The sequence below is a fragment of the Luteimonas kalidii genome, from assembly GCF_029887935.1.
In the GTDB taxonomy this organism is placed as follows: Bacteria; Pseudomonadota; Gammaproteobacteria; order Xanthomonadales; family Xanthomonadaceae; genus Luteimonas; species Luteimonas kalidii.
On sequence record NZ_JARXRO010000011.1, the window covers coordinates 1 to 18,957 of the forward strand.

Sequence of the window (18,957 nt, forward strand, 5' to 3'; positions counted from 1 at the left end):
GCCTCGGCCTACGGCAGCGGCGCGTTCGCGCTGGCCGAGACCAGCACGGCGGTGGGCTTCAACGCGGTGTCCGACCAGGCCAGCGCGCTGGCGGTGGGCGCGAGCAGCGCGGCACTGGCCGAGTACGCGACGGCGGTCGGCAGCGAGAGCCTGGCCGAAGGCTTCGCCTCGACCGCCTCGGGCGCAGCGGCGGTGGCCAGCGGCGAAGGCGCCACGGCCACGGGCGCGCTGTCGACGGCGAGCGGCGTGGAAGCGACCGCGGTCGGCGCGTTCGCCGAAGCCACGGGCGAGCTGGCCACGGCGGCCGGTGCCGAGAGCGTGGCCTCGGGCAGCGAGTCCTCGGCGTTCGGCGCCCTGGCCTCGGCCTCGGACGACTACGCCACGGCGGTGGGCGGCCGTGCGGAGGCGTCGGGGTTCAACAGCACCTCGGTGGGCAGCTGGAGCGCGGCATCGGGGTTCAACGCCACGGCGCTGGGCGCCGACAGCGTGGCCTCGGGCGACGACAGCCTGGCGGTGGGCCAGGCGGCCCTGGCGACGGGCGCGGAGAGCGTGGCGGTGGGCGGCAGCTCGCTGGGCGGGTTCTTCCCGACCGAAGCCTCGGGCGATTACGCGACGGCGGTGGGTGCGGGTGCATGGGCGACGGGCACCAACGCCACCGCGCTGGGCAACTTCAGCACGGCCGAGGGCGAAGACAGCACCGCGCTGGGCGCGGGCAGCTGGGCGAGCGCGGGCAACAGCGTGGCGCTGGGCGCCGGTTCGGAAGCCGACCGCGACAACACGGTGTCGGTGGGCGCGGCGGGTGAGGAGCGCCAGATCACCAACGTGGCCGCGGCGACGGAAACGACCGACGCGGTGAACCTGGGGCAGCTGGAGGAGGCGACGGCAAGCAACCGCTACTTCCAGGCGACCGGCAACGATGCCGATCCGAGCGACGACGTGGGTGCGTACGCGGAAGGCGCGTACGCCACCGCCTCGGGCGAAGCGGCGAACGCCTATGGCGACGGCGCCTCGGCCTACGGCAGCGGCGCGTATGCCGAAGGCCAGAACGCGACGGCGTCGGGCTACAACGCGACCGCGGTGGCCGATGGCGCCACGGCAGTGGGCGGCAGCCTGTACTACGAGGACCCGGACACGGGCGAGGTGCTGCTGGACCAGACCACGACCGCATCGGAAGTGGGCGCGAGCGCGTACGGCGCCGGTGCGCAGGCCAACGGTGCGTTCAGCACCGCGACCGGCGCGGCGGCCACTGCCGACGGACTGCAGGCCAGCGCGATCGGCTACAGCAGCGTGGCGTCCGGCACCGCGACCACGAGCCTGGGCGGCTTTGCCGAGGCCACCGGCGAGTTCTCGACCGCGCTCGGCTATGACGCCGCGGCAAGCAATACCCGTACGACCGCGGTCGGCATCTCGTCCACGGCCAGCGGCCTCAACGCCACGGCGGTCGGGAACACCGCGACCGCCAGCGGCAACGCCAGCGCGGCCCTCGGCACCAGCGCCAGCGCGAGCGGGCTCAATACCACCGCCATTGGCGGCTCGTCCCGGTCGTCGGCCGACAACGCCACGTCCGTGGGCCAGCTGGCCTGGGCGACGGCCGCCGGCGGCACTGCGATCGGTCGCGATTCGTATGTCTACGGCGCAGGCGTGAATGCGACCGCGGTCGGCCTCAATGCCTGGGCCAACGGTGCCAGCAGCGTCGCGCTGGGCGCGGGTGCGCGGGCGACGGAGGCCAACGTGGTGTCGGTGGGCAACGGAACCGGCGGCACGCATCCGGCCACGCGCCGCATCGTCAACGTCAGCGATGGCGTGGCGGCCAGCGACGCGGCCACGGTCGGCCAGTTGGAAGCGGCCACCGGGGACACGCGCTACTTCGCCGCGTCGGGCGGAGCCGACAGCGACAACGCTGCGTATGTCGACGGTGACTACGCGACCGCGTCGGGCGAATCGGCCACGGCCGAAGGTGAGGGCGCGTCCGCCTACGGCAGCGGTGCGTTCGCCCTTGCCGACGGCAGCACGGCAGTCGGTTTCAACGCGGTGGCCGACCAGGCCGGCGCGGTGGCGGTGGGGACGGGCAGTGCGGCACTCTCGGCCGGCGCGGTGGCGGTCGGCGAAGGCGCGCTGGCGGAGGCCGACAACAGCGTCGCGCTGGGCCAGGGCTCGATCGCGGACCGTGCCGACAGCGTGTCGGTGGGCAGCGAAGGCAGCGAACGCCAGATCACCAACGTCGCCAACGGCCAGGTCGCGCTCGGCAGCACGGACGCGGTCACCGGTGGGCAGATGTACGACGCGCTCGACAGCGCCGCCCAGGTCATCGGCGGCGGCAGCGAGGTCACCGCGTTCGGCACGCTCTCGGCGCCGGCGTTCATGATCCAGGGCAGCACCTACTTCAGCGTCGGCGATGCCTTCGGTGCGGTGGATGCGCAGATCAGCCTGATCGATGGACGCCTCACGGCCCTTGAGGGTTCGTCGGCCACGGCCTCGACCGCTTCCACGGCGGCGAGTGGGCGTCGCCTCGGCGATGGCGGCAACGCCGGTGGTAATGCGACTTCCGGTGCCGGCAGCGTGGCGAGCGGAGGCGCGAACGGGCCGGTGGTCGAGACCCCGGCCACCGCCACCGCGGTAGGTGCGGGTGCGTCCGCGACCCAGCCGACCGCCACCGCGATCGGCGACGGTGCCGTCGCCAGCGCGGAAGGATCGGTCGCGCTCGGCCAGGGCTCGGTCGCCGACCGCGCCAACACCGTGTCGGTGGGCAGCGCGGGCAACGAGCGCCAGGTGACCAATGTCGCGGCCGGGACCCAGGCCACCGACGCGGTCAACGTCGCCCAGCTGGAATCCACCGCCACGGAGGCGGTGAATACCGCCAACGCCTACACCGACCAGCGGTTCGACGCCTGGTCCGACAGCTTCTCGGCCTACCAGGGCGAGCTCGAGCGGCGATTCACCGACCAGGACCGCCGCATCGACCGCCAGGGCGCGATGGGCGCGGCGATGCTGAACATGGCGACCAGCGCGGCCGGCATCCGCACCCAGAACCGGGTCGGCGTCGGTCTCGGCTTCCAGGGTGGCGAGAGCGCGCTGTCGCTGGGCTACCAGCGCGCGCTCAGCGACCGGGCCACGATCACCGTGGGCGGTGCGTTCAGCGGCGACGAGAAGTCGGTGGGCGTCGGCGCCGGCTTCGGCTGGTGATCCAGCGCACGGGGCAGGCACCGCGCGTGCCTGCCCTGTGCGACACGAAACACGGTCCCCGCGGCGCGCGCATGCGCATCCGTCTCCCGCGGGAACCGGCTAGAACCACAGATCCATTGCAGCAGACGGTTTTCGCGGTGCGCTCGTTTCGTTGAACGTGCCGTCCATGTGCGAGTCGACCCATGTAGCCAGAGAGGGCATTCCATGAGCAAGCGCAACATCCTCCCCTGCACCCTTGCAGTTGCCGTGATCGCGGCCATCGGCGCCACCGGCGCCACCGCCGGCAAGAAGGCCAAGTTCGCCACCGACACCACCGCGCTGTCGGCGTCGCTCGGCGACCAGCAGCTGTTCCATCGCTTCGTCGTGGAATACCGCGATGGCGCGCGCGAGAAGACCGACCGCAGCGCGGCCGCCGCGAACGTGACCCGCGCCCTGTCGCGCTCGGGCCTGGCCAAGACCCGTGCCGCCAGCGCCACCCACCTGCGCAAGCTCGCCACCGGGCAGCACCTGATCAAGGTTTCGCGCAGCCTCGACCGGGTCGAGGCCGACGCCCTGCTGCGCCAGCTCAAGGCCGATCCGAACGTGGTCTCGGTGCGTCCCGATCGCCTGCGCCAGATCGCGCGCCAGGCCGTGCGCATGCCCGGCGTGCAGCCGGCCTACGTGCCGAACGATCCGCTGTTCGAGGAATACCAGTGGCACATGCGTGCCCCCGACGGCGGCGCGACCTTCGATGGCGGCCCCAACCGCGGCGGCGCGAACGTGTCGGCGGCGTGGGACCTGGCCGACGGCAACGGCGTCACCATCGCCGTGCTCGACACCGGCATCAGCGCGCACCCCGACGTCGACACCTCGCTGGCCGATGCCGGCTACGACTTCATCTCCGACGCCTTCGTCTCCGGCCGCGACACCGACGACCGCGTCCCCGGCGGCTGGGACCTGGGCGACTGGACCATCGGCTATCCGGGCGCGGAGACCTGCCAGCAGCGCTACAGCTCCTGGCACGGCACCCACGTGGCCGGCACCGCCGGCGCGCAGGCCACCGACAACAGCGTCGGCATGACCGGCGTGGCCTACAACGCCAACGTGCTGCCGGTGCGCGTGCTCGGCCACTGCGGCGGCTACGACACCGACATCTCCGACGCCATCGTCTGGGCGGCCGGTGGCGAAGTGGAAGGCGTGCCGATGAACGAGAACCCGGCGCACGTGATCAACCTCAGCCTCGGCGGCGCGGGCGAGTGCTCCGCGTACGAGGCCGACGCCATCGCGCAGGCCAATGCGCTGGGCGCGGTGGTCGTGGTGGCCGCCGGCAACCAGAACGCCAACACCTCAGGCTATTCCCCCGGCAACTGCCCGGGCGTGGTCACGGTGGCCTCCAACGGCGTGACCAGCCGCCGCGCGTACTACTCCAATTACGGCGACGGAATCGAGATCGCCGCGCCGGGCGGCGGCGTCTACGCCAACGACGGCAGCGGCGGCACGCAGATCTACGACGGCTTCATCTGGCAGGCGGTCAATCCCAGCGACACCACCCCGATGCCTGCCGACGAGATCGCGCCGGACGGCTCCAATGGTGGCTACGGCGGGTCGGCCGGCACCTCGCAGGCCGCGCCGCACGTGGCGGGCGTGATCGCCCTGATGCAGGGCGCCCGGCTGGATGCCGAGCTGCCGCTGCTGACGCCGGCCGAAGTGCTCGACATCCTGCAGGACACGGCCACGCCGTTCACGGTGGCCCCGTCCGCCTCTCAGCCGATCGGTCCGGGTATCGTCAATGCCGCCGCCGCGGTGGCCAAGGCGATCGAACCGCCGTGCGAAGTCGATTGCGCGCCGGATGCGACCCCGGTCGTCAACGGCGTGCCGGTCACCCGCCTGTCGGGCACCGCCGGCAGCGAAACCCTGTACAGCATCGAGGTGCCGGCAGGCGCGTCGGGCCCGCTGAGCATCACCACGCAGGGCGGCAGCGGCGACGTCACCGTGCTGGTCAGCCTCGACGAGGAGCCGACGGCTGACGCGTACGACTATCGCTCCGCGCGTCCCGGCAACAACGAGACGGTGCGCATCAACGCGCCGGAGGCGGGCACGTACTACGTCAAGCTCGTCGCCACCCGTGCCTACAGCAACGTGCGCATGATCGCCCGCCACAACTGAGCGGCATCGGCGTGAACGAAGCCCCGGCCATCGGCCGGGGCTTTTTTCTTGGCCGGCGTGCGGGCGGTGCAGCGAACGGAGATCACGGCGGATGGCGCGCCGCGCCTGCATACGTGATGAATGTCGTGGTGCGGCGGAACGGTTTTCCGCGCCCGCCCGCCGGCGTCGGGCCAGCGCCGCCGGCCAAGCTGGTAAAGTCGGGGCCCCCGACGGAAGTCCCTGCGTGAACGCGATTCCCGACCCGGTCGCCAGCGAGCCCGAGGCCCAGACGGCGGAAGACCGCATCCTCGCCGAACTGCTCGCCCGGCAGCAGCTCAAGGACGTGGACCTCGTCCGGGCGCGACGCCTGCAGGAGGAAACCGGCGGCGCGATCCTGCAGCTGCTGTCCCGGCTCGGCCTGGTGTCCGAACGCGACCACGCCGAGGCCTGCGCGCGTGCGCTCGGGCTGCGCCTGGTCGCGACCAAGGATCTGCCGGCCGAGCCGCCCGAGCTGCTACCCGACGCGCAGCCGCTGAGTGCGCGCTTCCTCAAGCAGTTCCACCTGTGCCCGATCGGCGAGAGCCGCGGCCGGCTGGCGCTGCTGATGGCCGATCCGCATGACGATTACGCGCTCGATGCCGTGCGCCTGGCGACGGGCTGCGAGGTGCAGCCGGTGGTCGGCCTGCGCTCGGAGATCGACGACCTGGTCGAGCGCTGGCACGGCCAGGGCCGCAGCGCGATGGGCGCGATCATCGAGACCGCCGACGGCGAGGGCGGCGGCGACATGGACGACGTCGAACACCTGCGCGACCTCGCCTCCGAGGCGCCGGTGATCCGGCTGGTGAACCTGGTGATCCAGCGCGCGGTGGAACTGCGCGCGTCCGACATCCACATCGAACCGTTCGAGAACCGGCTCAAGGTGCGCTACCGCATCGACGGCGTGCTCGAGGACGGCGAGAGCCCGCCGGCGAACCTGACCGCGGCGGTGATCAGCCGCATCAAGATCATGGCCAAGCTCAACATCGCCGAGCGACGCCTGCCGCAGGACGGCCGCATCATGCTGCGGGTGCAGGGCAAGGAGCTCGACCTGCGCGTGAGCACGGTGCCCACCGCGCACGGGGAGAGCGTGGTGATGCGCCTGCTCGACCGCGAGACGGTGGTGTTCGATTTCCACCGGCTCGGCTTCACCGATGCCTTCCTGCCGCAGTTCCAGAAAGTGCTGGAGCAGCCGCACGGCATCCTGCTGGTCACCGGCCCGACCGGCTCGGGCAAGACCACCACGCTGTACACGGCGCTGAGCAAGCTCAACACGCCGGACGTGAAGATCATCACGGTCGAGGACCCGGTCGAATACCAGATCGAGGGCATCAACCAGATCCAGGCCAAGCCGCAGATCGGGCTCGACTTCGCCCATGCGCTGCGCAGCATCGTGCGCCAGGACCCGGACATCATCATGATCGGCGAGATGCGCGACCTGGAGACCGCTCGCATCGCGATCCAGTCCGCGCTCACCGGCCACCTCGTGCTCAGCACGCTGCACACCAACAACGCTGCCGGCGGCATCACCCGCATGCTCGACATGGGCGTCGAGGATTACCTGCTGACCTCCACCGTGAACGGCATCCTCGCCCAGCGCCTGGTGCGGCGGCTGGAGCCGACCCATGCCGAGAAATACCCGGCCTCCCCGGAGGAGATCGAGAAGTTCGGCCTGCGCCGCCTTCAGCCGCACGGGGAGATCTTCCTGTACCGGCCGCGCGGCTCGGCGATCGCGCCGACCGGCTACCTCGGGCGCACCACGATCCTCGAATTCCTGGTGATGAACGACGAGTTGCGTCGCGCGGTGATGCGCCACGCCGGCATGGGCGAGCTCGAACAGCTCGCGCGCCAGCACGGCATGCGCACCATGTACGAGGACGGCATCGCCAAGGCCCTGGCCGGCGTGACCACGATCGAGGAAGTCCTGCGGGTGACGGAAGAGGCATGAGCGCGATCCGGTCCGGTCAGGCTTCCGCTCGTGATGCCAGCGGCTGCGCGCATGACGATCGGCGCGGGAGCGACTGAGCCGAGTCATGCCCCTCTACCGCTACAAGGCGCTCAACGCGCGCGGCGAGACGCTCGATGGCCAGATGGAAGCGGCCAGCGACAGCGAGGTCGCGCTGCGCCTGCAGGAACTCGGACACCTGCCCGTGGAAGCGCGCCTGGCCAGCGAGGGTGGCGGCGCGGCAACCTGGCGCACGCTGTTCCAGGCCAAGCCGTTCGCCGGCCAGCGTCTGGTGCAGTTCACCCAGCAGCTGGCGACCCTGCTCGGCGCCGGGCAGCCGCTCGACCGTGCGCTCACCATCCTGCTGGAGCTTCCGGAGGAGCCGGCCGCCCGGCGCACCATCGTGGAGGTGCGCGACGCGGTGCGCAGCGGGACCGCGCTGTCGACCGCGCTCGAGCGCCAGCACGGCACGTTCTCGCGCCTGTACATCAACATGGTGCGCGCCGGCGAGGCGGGCGGCAGCCTGGAGGAGACCCTGCAGCGCCTGGCCGACTACCTCGAGCGCAGCCGGCTGCTGCGCGGCCGGGTGATCAACGCCCTGATCTACCCGGCGATCCTGGTGGTGATGGTCACGCTGTCGCTGATGTTCCTGCTCGGCTACGTGGTGCCGCAGTTCGCGGCGATGTACGAAAGCCTCGACGCGCCGCTGCCGCTGTTCACCAAGATCGTGCTGGCGCTGGGCCTGTTCGTGCGCGACTGGTGGATCGTGCTGCTGGTAGTGCCGGGGCTGGCGCTGTGGTGGCTCGACCGGCGCCTGCGCGACCCCGTGTTCCGCACCCGGTTCGACGGCTGGCTGCTGCGGCGCAAGCTGGTGGGCACGATGGCGGCGCGCCTGGAGACCGCGCGCCTGGCGCGGACCCTGGGTACCCTGCTGCGCAACGGCGTGCCGCTGATGGCCGCGCTGGGGATCGGCCGCACCGTGGTCGGGAACCGGGTGCTCGCCGCCGATGTCGAAGCAGCTGCGGAAGAGGTGAAGAACGGCGTCGGGCTGTCGGCCGCGCTGGCGCGCGGCAAGCGTTTCCCACGCCTGGCGCTGCAGATGGTGCAGGTGGGCGAGGAATCAGGTGCGCTGGATACCATGCTGCTCAAGACCGCCGACACCTTCGAGCAGGAGACCGGCCAGGCGCTCGACCGCCTGCTGGCGGCACTGGTGCCGGCGATCACGATGCTGCTGGCGCTGGTGGTCATGGTCGTGATCCTGGCGGTACTGGTACCGATCTACGACCTGACCAACGTGATCGGGTGACGCGACCGGAAGATGGATTCATGCGCGGCGGGCGATGATGCGGGCCGCGACCCAGGATTGGAGGACAGGCAGATGCGGAATCGGAAGTGGCAGGTGCGGGGTGGGGCCATTGTGTCGTCGGCTGGTGCCGCCGCGCGGTGTCCGCGACAGGATCGCAAGGGGTGCGGGCTCGGGACGGGTGTTGGGCATGCGGGCGTAGTCGTTGGCGAATCCAAGGAGCGGCCTGCCGAGAGCCGCGTGCGCCTCCCTGGTGGGGCCTCGACCCGTGGACGGCAATGCGGAAATGCGGTCGGCGGGCGAGTGATCGGAGTCGGCCGTGGCGACGGCATCGTTGGCGCGACGTTGGTGGGAACCGCGCGGCGCGGCGCCGGCCTCAATGCAGGCAAGGCGGTGAGCGCACGGCAGCGCGGATTCAGTCTGATCGAGATCATCCTGGTGGTGGTGCTGATCGGCGGCATCGTCGCGTTCGCGGCCACGCGCATCCTGGGCGGCGGCGACCGCGCGCGCGTGCGGCTGGCCGAGGCGCAGGTGCAGACGCTGGCCGAGAAGGTGCACCAGTTCGAGATGGATACCGGTTCGCTGCCCGCCACGCTCGACCAGCTGGTGGTGCAGCCGGGCGGTGCGGTCGGCTGGCTCGGTCCGTATGCCAAGGAGTCCGAGCTGCGCGATCCGTGGAATACCGCGTTCGAATATCGCGCCCCTGGCGACGGCAAGCCGTTCGACATCGTCAGCTACGGCGCCGATCGCAAGCCCGGCGGCGACAGCGTCGACGCCGACCTGCGCAACGACTAGCGGCCCCGCGGACGCGTTCGCCACATGCGCGCCCGCCCGCGCCCCGGCATCCGCATCGGCCTCCTGCGACCGGGCGTTGCGGGCGGCCACCGCGGAGTGCAGGCGTCTGCGCCTGGATCCTGCATGACCGGGCAGCGCGGCTTCTCGCTGCTTGAAATGCTGCTGGTAATGGCGTTGATCGCCGCCACCGGCCTGCTGGCCGCGGGCGTGCTGACCGGCGGATTCGATCGCATGGCGTTGCGCTCGGGTGCGAAGGACATGGCGGCGCAGCTGCGGTTCGCGCGCGCCCATGCGATCGCCACCGGCGTGCCGCAACAGGTTCTGGTCGATCCCGCGGCGCGGACGTGGCAGGGCGCGGACGGACGGGCGGGCGAACTGCCGGGCGAAGTCGACGTGACGTTCACCGGCGCGCGCGAAGTGCAGCCCACGGCTGGTGTGGGCGCGATCGTGTTCTTCGGCGACGGCGCGTCCACCGGCGGACGCGTGCAGTTGAGCCTGCGCGACGCGGCGTGGAATGTCGACGTCGCCTGGTTGACCGGCGAGGTGACGTTGCGGCGTGGCGAGGTGGCGCGGTGAACCGCCGGCATGGCCCGCACATGCATGGTGCGCAGCGGGGATACACCCTGCTGGAGATCATCGTTGCATTCGCGGTGCTGGGGCTGGCGCTCACGCTGCTGCTGGGCACGCTGTCGGGCGGCGTGCGCCAGGTGCGGTGGTCGGCCGACAGTGCGCGCGCGGCGCTGCATGCGCAGTCGCTGCTGGACGAGGTGGGCGTGGGCGAAGTGCTCGTGCCCGGCACGCGGGACGGCACGTTCGAAGACGGCCGCTACCGCTGGCGGCTCGACGTGGAGCCCTACGTGGATCGCGCCCGTCCGCCTGGGCAGCCGGTCGATCCGTTCGCGCCGCAGCTGCTGCACCTGCTGCTGCAGGTGCAGTGGGGCGACGGCACACCGCGCGAGCGCATGCAGCTCGAATCGCTGCGACTGGTGCAGCCCGATCCATCGGGGGTGTCGGGGTGAGGCGGTGGTGGCGCGGCCAGCGTGGAGGAGGCGCGTTCGCCGATGCAGGCGCGTGCGGCAGCGGCGCTGTCGTGAGTCCGCGACTGTCCGCGAGCGGGACGCGTGGCCACGGGCGCGCTGGCTCCGAGCGCATGCGCGACCGGCCGACGCGCGATGCGCGGAAGTCGATCGCCGATGCCAGCCGTGGCGATGACATCCCAAGTGTGGCGCGGTCGAGTGCGCGGCAGTTGGACAGTTCTACGCGCGGGCCAGTCGCTGGTGTCAGCCGTGGCGACGGCGTCATTGGCGTGCGGGGGGCGAGTACACGGCAGCCGAAGTGCGGTGTGCGCGGGCCATTCCCTGGTGTCAGCCGTGGCGACGGCATCATTGGTGCGCAGCGGATACGTGCACGGCAGCGCGGATTCACGCTGATCGAGATCCTGCTGGCGACCACCCTGCTGGCCGCCGGGCTGGCGCTCGGATTTGCGACCCTGCGCGCGGCCACGGCCACCGTCGACCGCGGCGAACGGCTGGCCGAGCGCACCGAGCGCATGCGCGCGGTCGAAGGCTTCCTGCGTCGCCGGCTGGCGTCGGCCACCCCGATCGCGTTCGCGATCGAAGAGGACAGCGGCCGCATGGTGCGCTTCATCGGCGATCCCGACCGCGTCCGCTTCGTGGCCGACCTGCCGAACTACCTGGGCCGCGGCGGGCCGCACCTGCACGATATCGCGGTGCTCGACGGCGAGGGCGGCCCGATGCTCGCGGTCGCGTTCACGATGGCCGTGGCCGGCGGCACGATCGAGGCGCGCGACGCGCGTCCGCCGGAACCTCTGGTGCCCGATCTGGCGCAGGCGCGCTTCCGCTACCGCGGCCTGGGCGAGGATGGCCAGCTCGGCGAATGGACCGACCGCTGGGAGCAGGTCGATGCGCTGCCGCTGCAGGTCTCGCTGGAACTGTCCAGCCGCAGCGGTGGCGTCTGGCCGCCGCTGGTGGTGAGCCTGCCGCAGCAGATGGGAGGCATGGTGCCGTGAACGCTGCGAACGGGCGCACGCGCGGGGCCGCGCTGATCCTGGTGCTGTGGCTGGTGGCGCTGCTGGCGGCGCTGATCGGCGCATTCGCGATGACCGCGCAGACCGAATACATGCAGGGCCGTACGCTCGGCAGCTCGCTGGTCGCCACCCAGGCCGCGCGCGCCGGCGTGGAGTACGCCGCCACCCGCGTGTCCCACCCCGACCCGCGCCTGCAGTGGCTGCCGGATGGCCGCACCTATTCCTGGGCGTTCGCCGGCGCGCAGGTGGAGGTGCGGATCATCGACGAGTCGGGCAAGCTCGACCTCAACGCCGTCGAGGCCGCCACCCTGTCGGCACTGATGCGCGTGACCGGGGCGGAACCGGAGCAGGCCGATGCGGTAGCCGCGGCGGTCGTCGACTGGCGCGATGCCGACGACCTCACCCAGCCCATGGGCGGCGCCGAAGACCCGCAGTACGCCGCCGCCGGCCTGCCCTGGGGCGCGAAGGACGCGCCGTTCGAGACCGTGGGCGAGGTCGAGCAGGTGCTGGGCATGACGCCGGCCCTGTACGCGGCGCTGGCGCCGCACCTGACCATCCACAGCGGCCTGCCGATCCCGGATACGCGGTTCGCGACCGCCGAGGTGCTGGCGGCGATGGGGATCGACGCCGAGCCGGTGCTGGCCCAGCGTGAACGTCCACCGCAGCCGGGCGATCCGTCGTTCGTGGGTGCCGGCAGCGGCACGTATAGTATCGACAGCCGTGCGCGGCTCAGGGACGGGCGCGAATCCGTCCTGCGCGCCGTGGTCCGGCTCGGGCCCAGTGGCTTGCCCGGGTCGGCGTTCACCGTCTTGAGATGGGAGGAAGGCGCGTCGCCGCGATGAGGGCCGTCGTCGAACAATCCGCACCGGCCGCGACCGGCCTGCGCGGCGGATTTCGCCGTGTCGAAGGGAGCCTGCGCCCGCGCGTGCGCGGCTTTCTGGCGTGGTGGACCGGCGCGCTGGCCAGTTGCCTGCCGGCGCGCGTGCGCGACCTGTTCGAACTCACCCCGCGACGCCTGCTGCTGCGGCGCGCGGGCGCCGAGCTGCAGCTGGCGCTGTGGCGAGGCGACGACGTCCGCCCGCTGGCCGGCATCCCGGTGGCGGCGCTGGCCGACGACGGTCGCGATCCGCTGTCCACGCTGCTCGCCCCGCGCGTGGCCGACGTGCCGCGCTGGCTGGTGCTGCCGGCTGCCACGATTCTGCGTCGCCGGCTCACGCTGCCGGCCGCGGCCGGCGAACGGTTGCGCGAGGTGCTCGGCTTCGAGATCGACCGCCAGACGCCCTTCACCGCCGCCGACGTCAGCTACGACGCGCGGGTGCTGGCCCGCCGCGGCGACGACCAGCTCGAGGTGGAGCTGGTAGTGGTGCCGAAGGCGACCCTCGACGCGGCCCTGGGCGGCCTCGGCCCGCTGGCCTCCACCGTGGTCGGCGTGGATGCGGCCGATGCCGCCGGGCAGCCGCTCGGGGTCAACCTGATGGGCGATGCGCGCCGGCACCGGCGCGAGGACCCCTGGCGCCGGCGCAACGCCGTGCTGCTGCTGGTCGCGGCCGCGGCCCTGTCCGCCGCCATGTGGCAGATGCTGGCCAACCGCGAGGCGGCGGCCGGGGTGTTCGCGGAGCAGGTCGATGAGGCCGTGCGCCAGGCGCGTGGCGCGTCGCTGGAGAAGCGCCGGCTGCTGGACCTGGTCGAGGGCGGCGCTTTCCTGCAGGCCGCGCGCGCGGGTACGCCGACCATGGTCGAGGTGATGGACGAACTCGCGCGGCGCCTGCCCGACGACACCTACCTGGAAAAGCTGTCGATCGAGGGCGACCGGGTGCTGCTGATCGGACTGAGCAGCGAGGCCTCGGCCCTGGTCGGGCGTCTGCAGGGCTCGCCGCTGTGGACCGCGCCGGCGCTGGCCGGCGCGCTGCAGCCCGATCCGCGCACGCGCATGGACCGCTTCACCCTGACCGCCACCCTGGTCACCGCGCCCGCCGGCAACGCGCCTGCGGCCCCGAACGCGGAGGCGGCCGATGCAGCCGGAAATCTCTAGCCGCGACCGCTGGCTGGCGCTGGCGATCCTCGCCGGCGTGCTCGCGCTCGCCTACCTGGTGCTGGTGCACCCGTGGTGGACGGCGCCGCTGCTGGACACCAACGCGCGCATCGACGCCCTGCGCGAACGCGACCTGCGCGCGCGCATGGAACTCGCCCAGGCCCCGCAGGTGGCCGAACGGCTCGAGGCCGCGCGTGCCGCGGCCGGCAGCGCACCGGGCTTCATGGCCGAGGCCAACGTGCAGCTGGCCACGTCGGCCCTCGTGCAGCGGCTGGAACAGGCGGTGCTGCAGGCCAGTCCGGGCAACCGCAGCTGCGCGATCACCAACCGCCAGCCGATGAACGACGCGCGCCAGGAACGCTTCCCGCGCGCCACCGTGCAGGTGCGCCTGACCTGCGGCAATCCCGAACTCGCGGCGGTGCTGCATTCGCTGGAAAGTGGATCGCCGCGGCTGTTCGTCGACAACCTCAACATCCTCGCCCAGCGCTACCAGTTCAGCGGCAATCAGGGCAGCGGCGGCGGGGTGGACGTGAGCTTCGACCTCTACGGCTATCTGCAGCCGGCGCCAGCAGCGGGAGCGCCGGGTGCGCGCTGAGGACGCAGGCGCGCGTACCTGGCTGTATGCCGCGATCGCCGGCTGGGCGCTGTGCGCCTGGGTGCTGGCGATGTTCGGCATGGGCGGCAGCATCGATCGGCTCGACGACGATCCCTCGCTGCAGTCGCCGCTGCCGACGCCGGCGCCGGCGGCGCCCGAGCGCCTCGATCCGCTGGCCCGGTACGGCGACATCGCCGGGCGCCCGCTGTTCACCGACAACCGGCGCCCGCAGCCCTTCGTGATCGATCCGATGGCCGAGGCGGGCGACACCGGCAACGGTTTCGACTACGTGCTCACCAGCGTGATGCGCACGCCGGACCTGCAGCTGGTGATCCTGCAGCCCACCGAAGGGGGCGATCCGGTCCGCGTGCGCCAGGGCAGCGCGCCCGACGCCGCACCGGGCTGGGTGCTGCAGTCGGTGGAGGCGCGGCGGGCTGTGTTCGCCGGCCCCGAGGGCGAGCAGGCGCTGGAACTGCGGGTGTTCGACGGCGTCGGAGGACAGGCGCCGACGCCGATGTCCGCGCCCGAGGCGAGCGTCGCCGGCGCCGATTCCGGCCCGGCGGCCGTGGCCGACCCCCGCCGGGATGCCGGCGCGCGCGCCACCGGCGGAGCGCAGGCGCCCCGCCCTCAGGGCGACGCATCGAGCGAGTCCGCCGATGCGACCGGGCCCGAAGCCGATGCCGCGGTCGACAGCGCGGCGCAGCAGCAGGCGGCGCAGGAGCAGGTGGAGATGATCCGGCGCCGGATCGAGGAGCGCCGTGCGCGCCTGCGGCAGGAAGATGCGACGCGCTCGAACCAGCGCGCCAACCAGACCCAATAGACTGAGCCGATGACCTTCCGAACCTCCAGCCGTTCCGCGCTCGCCGCCTTCCTGTCCATCGTGCTGGCCGCCTGCGCGTCGATGCCGCCACCCACGCTCTCGCGTGGCCAGCAGCGGCCTCCGGTGCCGGCCGGCACCGCCGCCGGGGACGCCATCCAGGCCGAGCCGCTGGAAGACGACGAGGGCCCGCGCGCCCAGATCCGCCGCGGCACCGGCCAGGTGATCAACCAGGGGGCCGCGGCCGCGCCGCCGCCCAACCTCGGCGGCAGCAGCGGCGAGGCTTCGTTCAATTTCGAGGGTGAGCCGCTGCACGCAGTGGTCAAGGCGATCCTGGGCGACATGCTCGGCCAGAACTACACCATCGCCCCGGGCGTGCAGGGCACGGTCACCCTGGCCACGCCGCGCACGGTGAGCCCGGCGCAGGCCTACATGCTGCTCGAGCGCGCCCTGGCCGACAACAACGCGCGCATGGTCTACAGCGGCGGCATGTACCAGATCGTGCCGGGCGATACCGCGCTGCCGTCGGGCAACGTCGCCCCGCGTACCGGCGGCGCGATGGCCGCGCGCGGCTTCGAGGTGCGGGTGGTGCCGCTGCGCTTCATCTCCGCCACCGAGATGGAGAAGGTGCTCAAGCCCTACGCACGGCCCAACGCGATCGTCGCGGTCGACAACGGCCGCAACACGATCACCGTCTCCGGTTCGCGGGTGGAACTGGAGAACTACCTGCGCACGATCGAGATCTTCGACGTCGACTGGCTGTCGGGCATGTCGGTGGGCGTGTTCCCGCTGCAGACCGGCAAGGCCACGCGCGTGGTGGCGGACCTGGAGAAGGTGTTCGGCGAGCAGAGCAAGTCGCCGGTCGCGGGCATGTTCCGCTTCATGCCGCTGGAAGGCGCGAACGCGGTGCTGGTGATCACGCCGCAGCCCGACTACCTCGACGACATCCAGGACTGGCTGGAGCGCATCGACAGCGCCGGCGCCGGCGCGCGGCTGTATTCGTACGAACTCAAGTACATCAAGGCGCGCGACCTCGCCCAGCGCCTGTCCGAGGTCTTCGGCGGCAGCAGCGGCCGCGGCGGCGGCAACGACACCGGCGGCTCGCTGATGCCGGGCCTGAGCCCCGCCACGATCGGCAGCGGTGGCGGCCCGTTCGGCGACGACGGCAAGGTCGGCGGCGGCGATTCGATGGGGGACATGGGGTCGTTCGACGACGCGGGCGGCGGCGGCAGCGGCGGCGGCCTCGGCGGCGGAGGATCGCTCTCCCTGAACCCTGATCGTGGCGGAGCCAGCGGCGTGACGCTGGAGGTCGAGGGCGATCGCGTGGGCGTCTCCGCGCTCGACGAAACCAATGCGCTGCTGGTGCGCACCACGCCGTCGGCGTGGAAGTCGATCCGGGAAGTGGTGGAGCGGCTGGACGTGATGCCGCTGCAGGTGCACATCGAGGCGCAGATCGCCGAGGTCGTGCTGGAGGGCGACCTGCGCTATGGCGTGAACTGGTTCTTCGAGCGCGCGGTGACGGACGCCGGGCTGCCATCGGCGGAGGGGCGTACGACGTGGAGCGCCATCGCAGGCAATGTCACGGGCTCGACGACGGGAAGTGTGGGCAGCGGGCTGTCCTGGACGTTCCTGGGTCGCAATGCCGCGGCCATCATCAGCGCGCTCGACGAGGTCACCGACCTGCGGGTGCTGCAGTCGCCCTCGATCATGACCCGCAACAACGCCGAAGCCACGCTCAACGTCGGCAGCCGGATTCCGATCTCCACCGTCAGCGTCAATCCGATCCTCGGCAGCGACAACAGCTTCACCTCGGTGCAGTACCTGGAAACCGGCACGATCCTCAATGTGCGTCCGCGCGTGACCAGCGACGGCATGGTGTTCCTCGACATCGTCCAGGAAGTCAGCACGCCGGGGGATCAGGCCACTGCCGACGAGAACGGCAACGTCCGCATCGATACGCGCAAGATGAAGACCGAAGCCGCGGTGCGTAGCGGCGATACGGTCATGCTCGCCGGACTTATCCGGGATCAGGTCGGCCGCGGTTCGGCGGGATTCCCGGGCCTGAGCCGCATTCCCGTGCTGGGCGGTCTGTTCGGAAGGCAGACGTCGAGCACCGCGCGCACGGAGGTGATCATCCTGCTCACGCCGACCATCATCCGTGACGTCAACGAAGCCCGCACGCTGACCGACGAATACAGCCGCCGGTTCCGCGCCATGGAGCCGCTGCACCGCGCGAACGACTGAGCTCGCGTGCATGCGCCCGATGGCGGTCGAGACGGCAGCAGGACATCGCAATGGCTGAACTGCCGGTCGTCCTGTTGCCTGTGGGCACCGACGACGATGCGCTCGACGCCTGCCTGGCCGCGCTCGATGCGGGCATGCCGGCCGGTACCCGCGTGTGGCTGGCCGACGATGCCCAGGCCGGGCCGCGCGGCCTGGCGATCATCGAACGCTGGCTGGCGACGACACGGCTGCAGGCGGACTACACCCGGCGCGACCGCCGCGTGGGCGAAGTGGCGCACGTGGACCAGATGCTGGCCGCCTGCGGCGATGCCGACGTGATCGTGCTGGCGGCCGATGCGGTTTCTGCGCCGGGCTGGGCGACGCAACTGGCAGCGTGCTTCGCGCGCGATGCCGCGATCGCGAGCGCGACCCCCTGGTGCAACGCCGGCGAGGTCGCGGCCTGGCCACGGATCGGCGAGATCGCGCCGATGCCCGACGATCCCGCGCGGCTGGCGCGCGCGTGCGCGGCGATGCCGCCGCTGCATCCGGAACTGCCGGCCGCGGTGGCGCATGCGGTGATCCTGCGCGGCAGCGCGCGGCGCAAGGCCGGCGGACTCGACGTCCAGAGCTACGGGTCCTGGTACGCCGCGCTGATCGACCTGTCGCTGCGCCTGGCGGGCCTGGGCTGGCGCAATGTGCTGTGCGAGACCGCGTTCGTCGCGCGTGGCAGCGAAGGGGGTGCGGCCGAGGGCGACATGGACGCGCTCGCGGCGCGGTGGCCGACCTGGCATGCGCGCCTGGCCACCATCCTGATGCAGGACCCGCTGCGCGACCAGCGCGAGCGGCTCATGCAGCTGTACGAAGCCGCTGACGGCCCGCAGCGGCAGCGGGACCTGTTTCCCGACAGGGCCGGCGACGACGGTGAACGCGATGGCAGCGGACCGCGACTGCCTTCTGCCGGTGTGGCGGCGCAGGAGGATGGCGCCTGATGCCGTCGCCGTCCGGGATCGCCGCGGTGGTGGTGAGCTACCAGAGCATCGACACGATCGACGCCTGCCTGGCGCGCTTGCGTGCAGCGGAGGGCGTCGCCCAGATCCGGGTGGTGGACAACGGGTCGACCGACGGCACGCTCGAGGCCGTGCAGCGCCAGGCTTCGGTCGATCCGCGGGTGCGCTTCATCGGCAATCCGGACAATCCCGGTTTCTCGGTGGCCTGCAACCAGGGCGCGCGCGCCAGCGACGCGCCGTGGCTGGCGTTCGTCAATCCCGACTGCCTGCTCGAACCCGACGCGCTCTCGCGACTGCGCGCGCATGCCGCGGCGATCGACGGCGACTGCCTGCTCGGCGCGGACCTGGTCGACGAGGAGGGCCGCCGCGACGGTGCCGCCCGGCGTCGCGACCCGGCGTTCGCGGCGATGCTGCGCGAACGCGGCGCGCGTGAGCTGGGCGTGGCGCCGCAAGACGGACAGGCGCTGCAGCCGGTCGACGCCGTATCCGGCGCGCTGATGCTGATGCCGCGCGGCCTGTTCGAGCGCATCGGTGGATTCGACGAGGCGTACCGCCTGCATGCCGAGGACCTCGACCTGTGCCGGCGCGCGCGCGCGGCAGGCGCGGTGGTGGCGGCCGCCAACGACGTGCGCGTGCTGCACCTGCGCGGCGTGTCAAGCCGCTCGCGGCCCGTGTTCGTGGAATGGCACAAGCACCGCGGCCTGTGGCGCTATTTCCGCAAGTTCGAATCCGCACGGCTGGCGTGGCCGGCGCGCGCCATGGTCTGGTGCGCGATCTGGCTGCGGTTTCCGCTGGCGGTCGCACGCAAGCTGAAGTCCGCTTGACCACGGGGATGCGCGGAATGCCGGAT

General features: G+C 72.1%; 15 protein-coding genes. All 15 read left to right on the top strand.

The window, feature by feature from the left end; translation table 11 throughout:
• The coding region (locus tag QFW81_RS03410) for a YadA family autotransporter adhesin (protein ID WP_280577160.1) at positions 1–3,183 on the top strand (3,183 nt) is incomplete at its 5' end.
• Positions 3,184–3,387: 204 nt separating this feature from the next.
• Positions 3,388–5,328: a S8 family serine peptidase gene (locus QFW81_RS03415; protein ID WP_280577161.1), complete on the top strand. Its 1,941-nt coding sequence runs from the start codon at positions 3,388–3,390 to the stop codon at positions 5,326–5,328.
• Positions 5,329–5,560: 232 nt separating this feature from the next.
• Positions 5,561–7,291 carry a type II secretion system ATPase GspE gene (gspE, locus tag QFW81_RS03420; RefSeq protein ID WP_425603972.1) on the top strand — a complete coding sequence of 577 codons (1,731 nt, stop codon included), beginning with the start codon at positions 5,561–5,563 and terminating at the stop codon, positions 7,289–7,291.
• 85 nt (positions 7,292–7,376) lie between these two features.
• Positions 7,377–8,594 (top strand): type II secretion system protein XpsF, encoded by a 1,218-nt coding sequence (gene xpsF / locus QFW81_RS03425; RefSeq protein ID WP_280577163.1) that lies wholly within the window; start codon positions 7,377–7,379, stop codon positions 8,592–8,594.
• 390 nt (positions 8,595–8,984) lie between these two features.
• Positions 8,985–9,386, top strand: a complete 402-nt coding sequence (gene gspG, locus QFW81_RS03430) for a type II secretion system major pseudopilin GspG (protein ID WP_280577164.1) — start codon at positions 8,985–8,987, stop codon at positions 9,384–9,386.
• Between the two features lie 123 nt (positions 9,387–9,509).
• On the top strand, positions 9,510–9,962 hold the full coding sequence (xpsH, locus tag QFW81_RS03435) for a type II secretion system protein XpsH (protein ID WP_280577165.1): 453 nt from the start codon (positions 9,510–9,512) through the stop codon (positions 9,960–9,962).
• Positions 9,963–9,982: 20 nt separating this feature from the next.
• A complete protein-coding gene (gene xpsI / locus QFW81_RS03440; protein WP_280577166.1) occupies positions 9,983–10,405 on the top strand; it encodes a type II secretion system protein XpsI in 423 nt (140 codons plus the stop codon).
• A gap of 323 nt (positions 10,406–10,728) precedes the next feature.
• On the top strand, positions 10,729–11,415 hold the full coding sequence (locus QFW81_RS03445) for a prepilin-type N-terminal cleavage/methylation domain-containing protein (protein ID WP_280577167.1): 687 nt from the start codon (positions 10,729–10,731) through the stop codon (positions 11,413–11,415).
• Positions 11,412–12,275 (top strand): type II secretion system minor pseudopilin, encoded by an 864-nt coding sequence (locus QFW81_RS03450; protein ID WP_280577168.1) that lies wholly within the window; start codon positions 11,412–11,414, stop codon positions 12,273–12,275. Before QFW81_RS03445 ends, QFW81_RS03450 begins: the two co-directional genes overlap by 4 nt.
• Positions 12,272–13,465, top strand: a complete 1,194-nt coding sequence (locus QFW81_RS03455; protein ID WP_280577169.1) for a PilN domain-containing protein — start codon at positions 12,272–12,274, stop codon at positions 13,463–13,465. Before QFW81_RS03450 ends, QFW81_RS03455 begins: the two co-directional genes overlap by 4 nt.
• A complete protein-coding gene (gene gspM / locus QFW81_RS03460; RefSeq protein ID WP_280577170.1) occupies positions 13,446–14,060 on the top strand; it encodes a type II secretion system protein GspM in 615 nt (204 codons plus the stop codon). The genes QFW81_RS03455 and gspM overlap by 20 nt, the downstream gene beginning before the upstream one ends.
• Positions 14,050–14,880: a hypothetical protein gene (locus tag QFW81_RS03465; protein ID WP_280577171.1), complete on the top strand. Its 831-nt coding sequence runs from the start codon at positions 14,050–14,052 to the stop codon at positions 14,878–14,880. The genes gspM and QFW81_RS03465 overlap by 11 nt, the downstream gene beginning before the upstream one ends.
• Positions 14,881–14,889: 9 nt before the next feature.
• The gene (gene gspD / locus QFW81_RS03470) at positions 14,890–17,121 is read left to right on the top strand and encodes a type II secretion system secretin GspD (RefSeq protein WP_280577172.1); all 2,232 of its coding nucleotides are present in this window, start codon (positions 14,890–14,892) and stop codon (positions 17,119–17,121) included.
• 50 nt (positions 17,122–17,171) lie between these two features.
• Positions 17,172–18,089: a glycosyltransferase family 2 protein gene (locus tag QFW81_RS03475; RefSeq protein ID WP_280577173.1), complete on the top strand. Its 918-nt coding sequence runs from the start codon at positions 17,172–17,174 to the stop codon at positions 18,087–18,089.
• Positions 18,089–18,931: a glycosyltransferase family 2 protein gene (locus tag QFW81_RS03480; protein ID WP_280577174.1), complete on the top strand. Its 843-nt coding sequence runs from the start codon at positions 18,089–18,091 to the stop codon at positions 18,929–18,931. Before QFW81_RS03475 ends, QFW81_RS03480 begins: the two co-directional genes overlap by 1 nt.
• Positions 18,932–18,957: the final 26 nt, after the last annotated feature.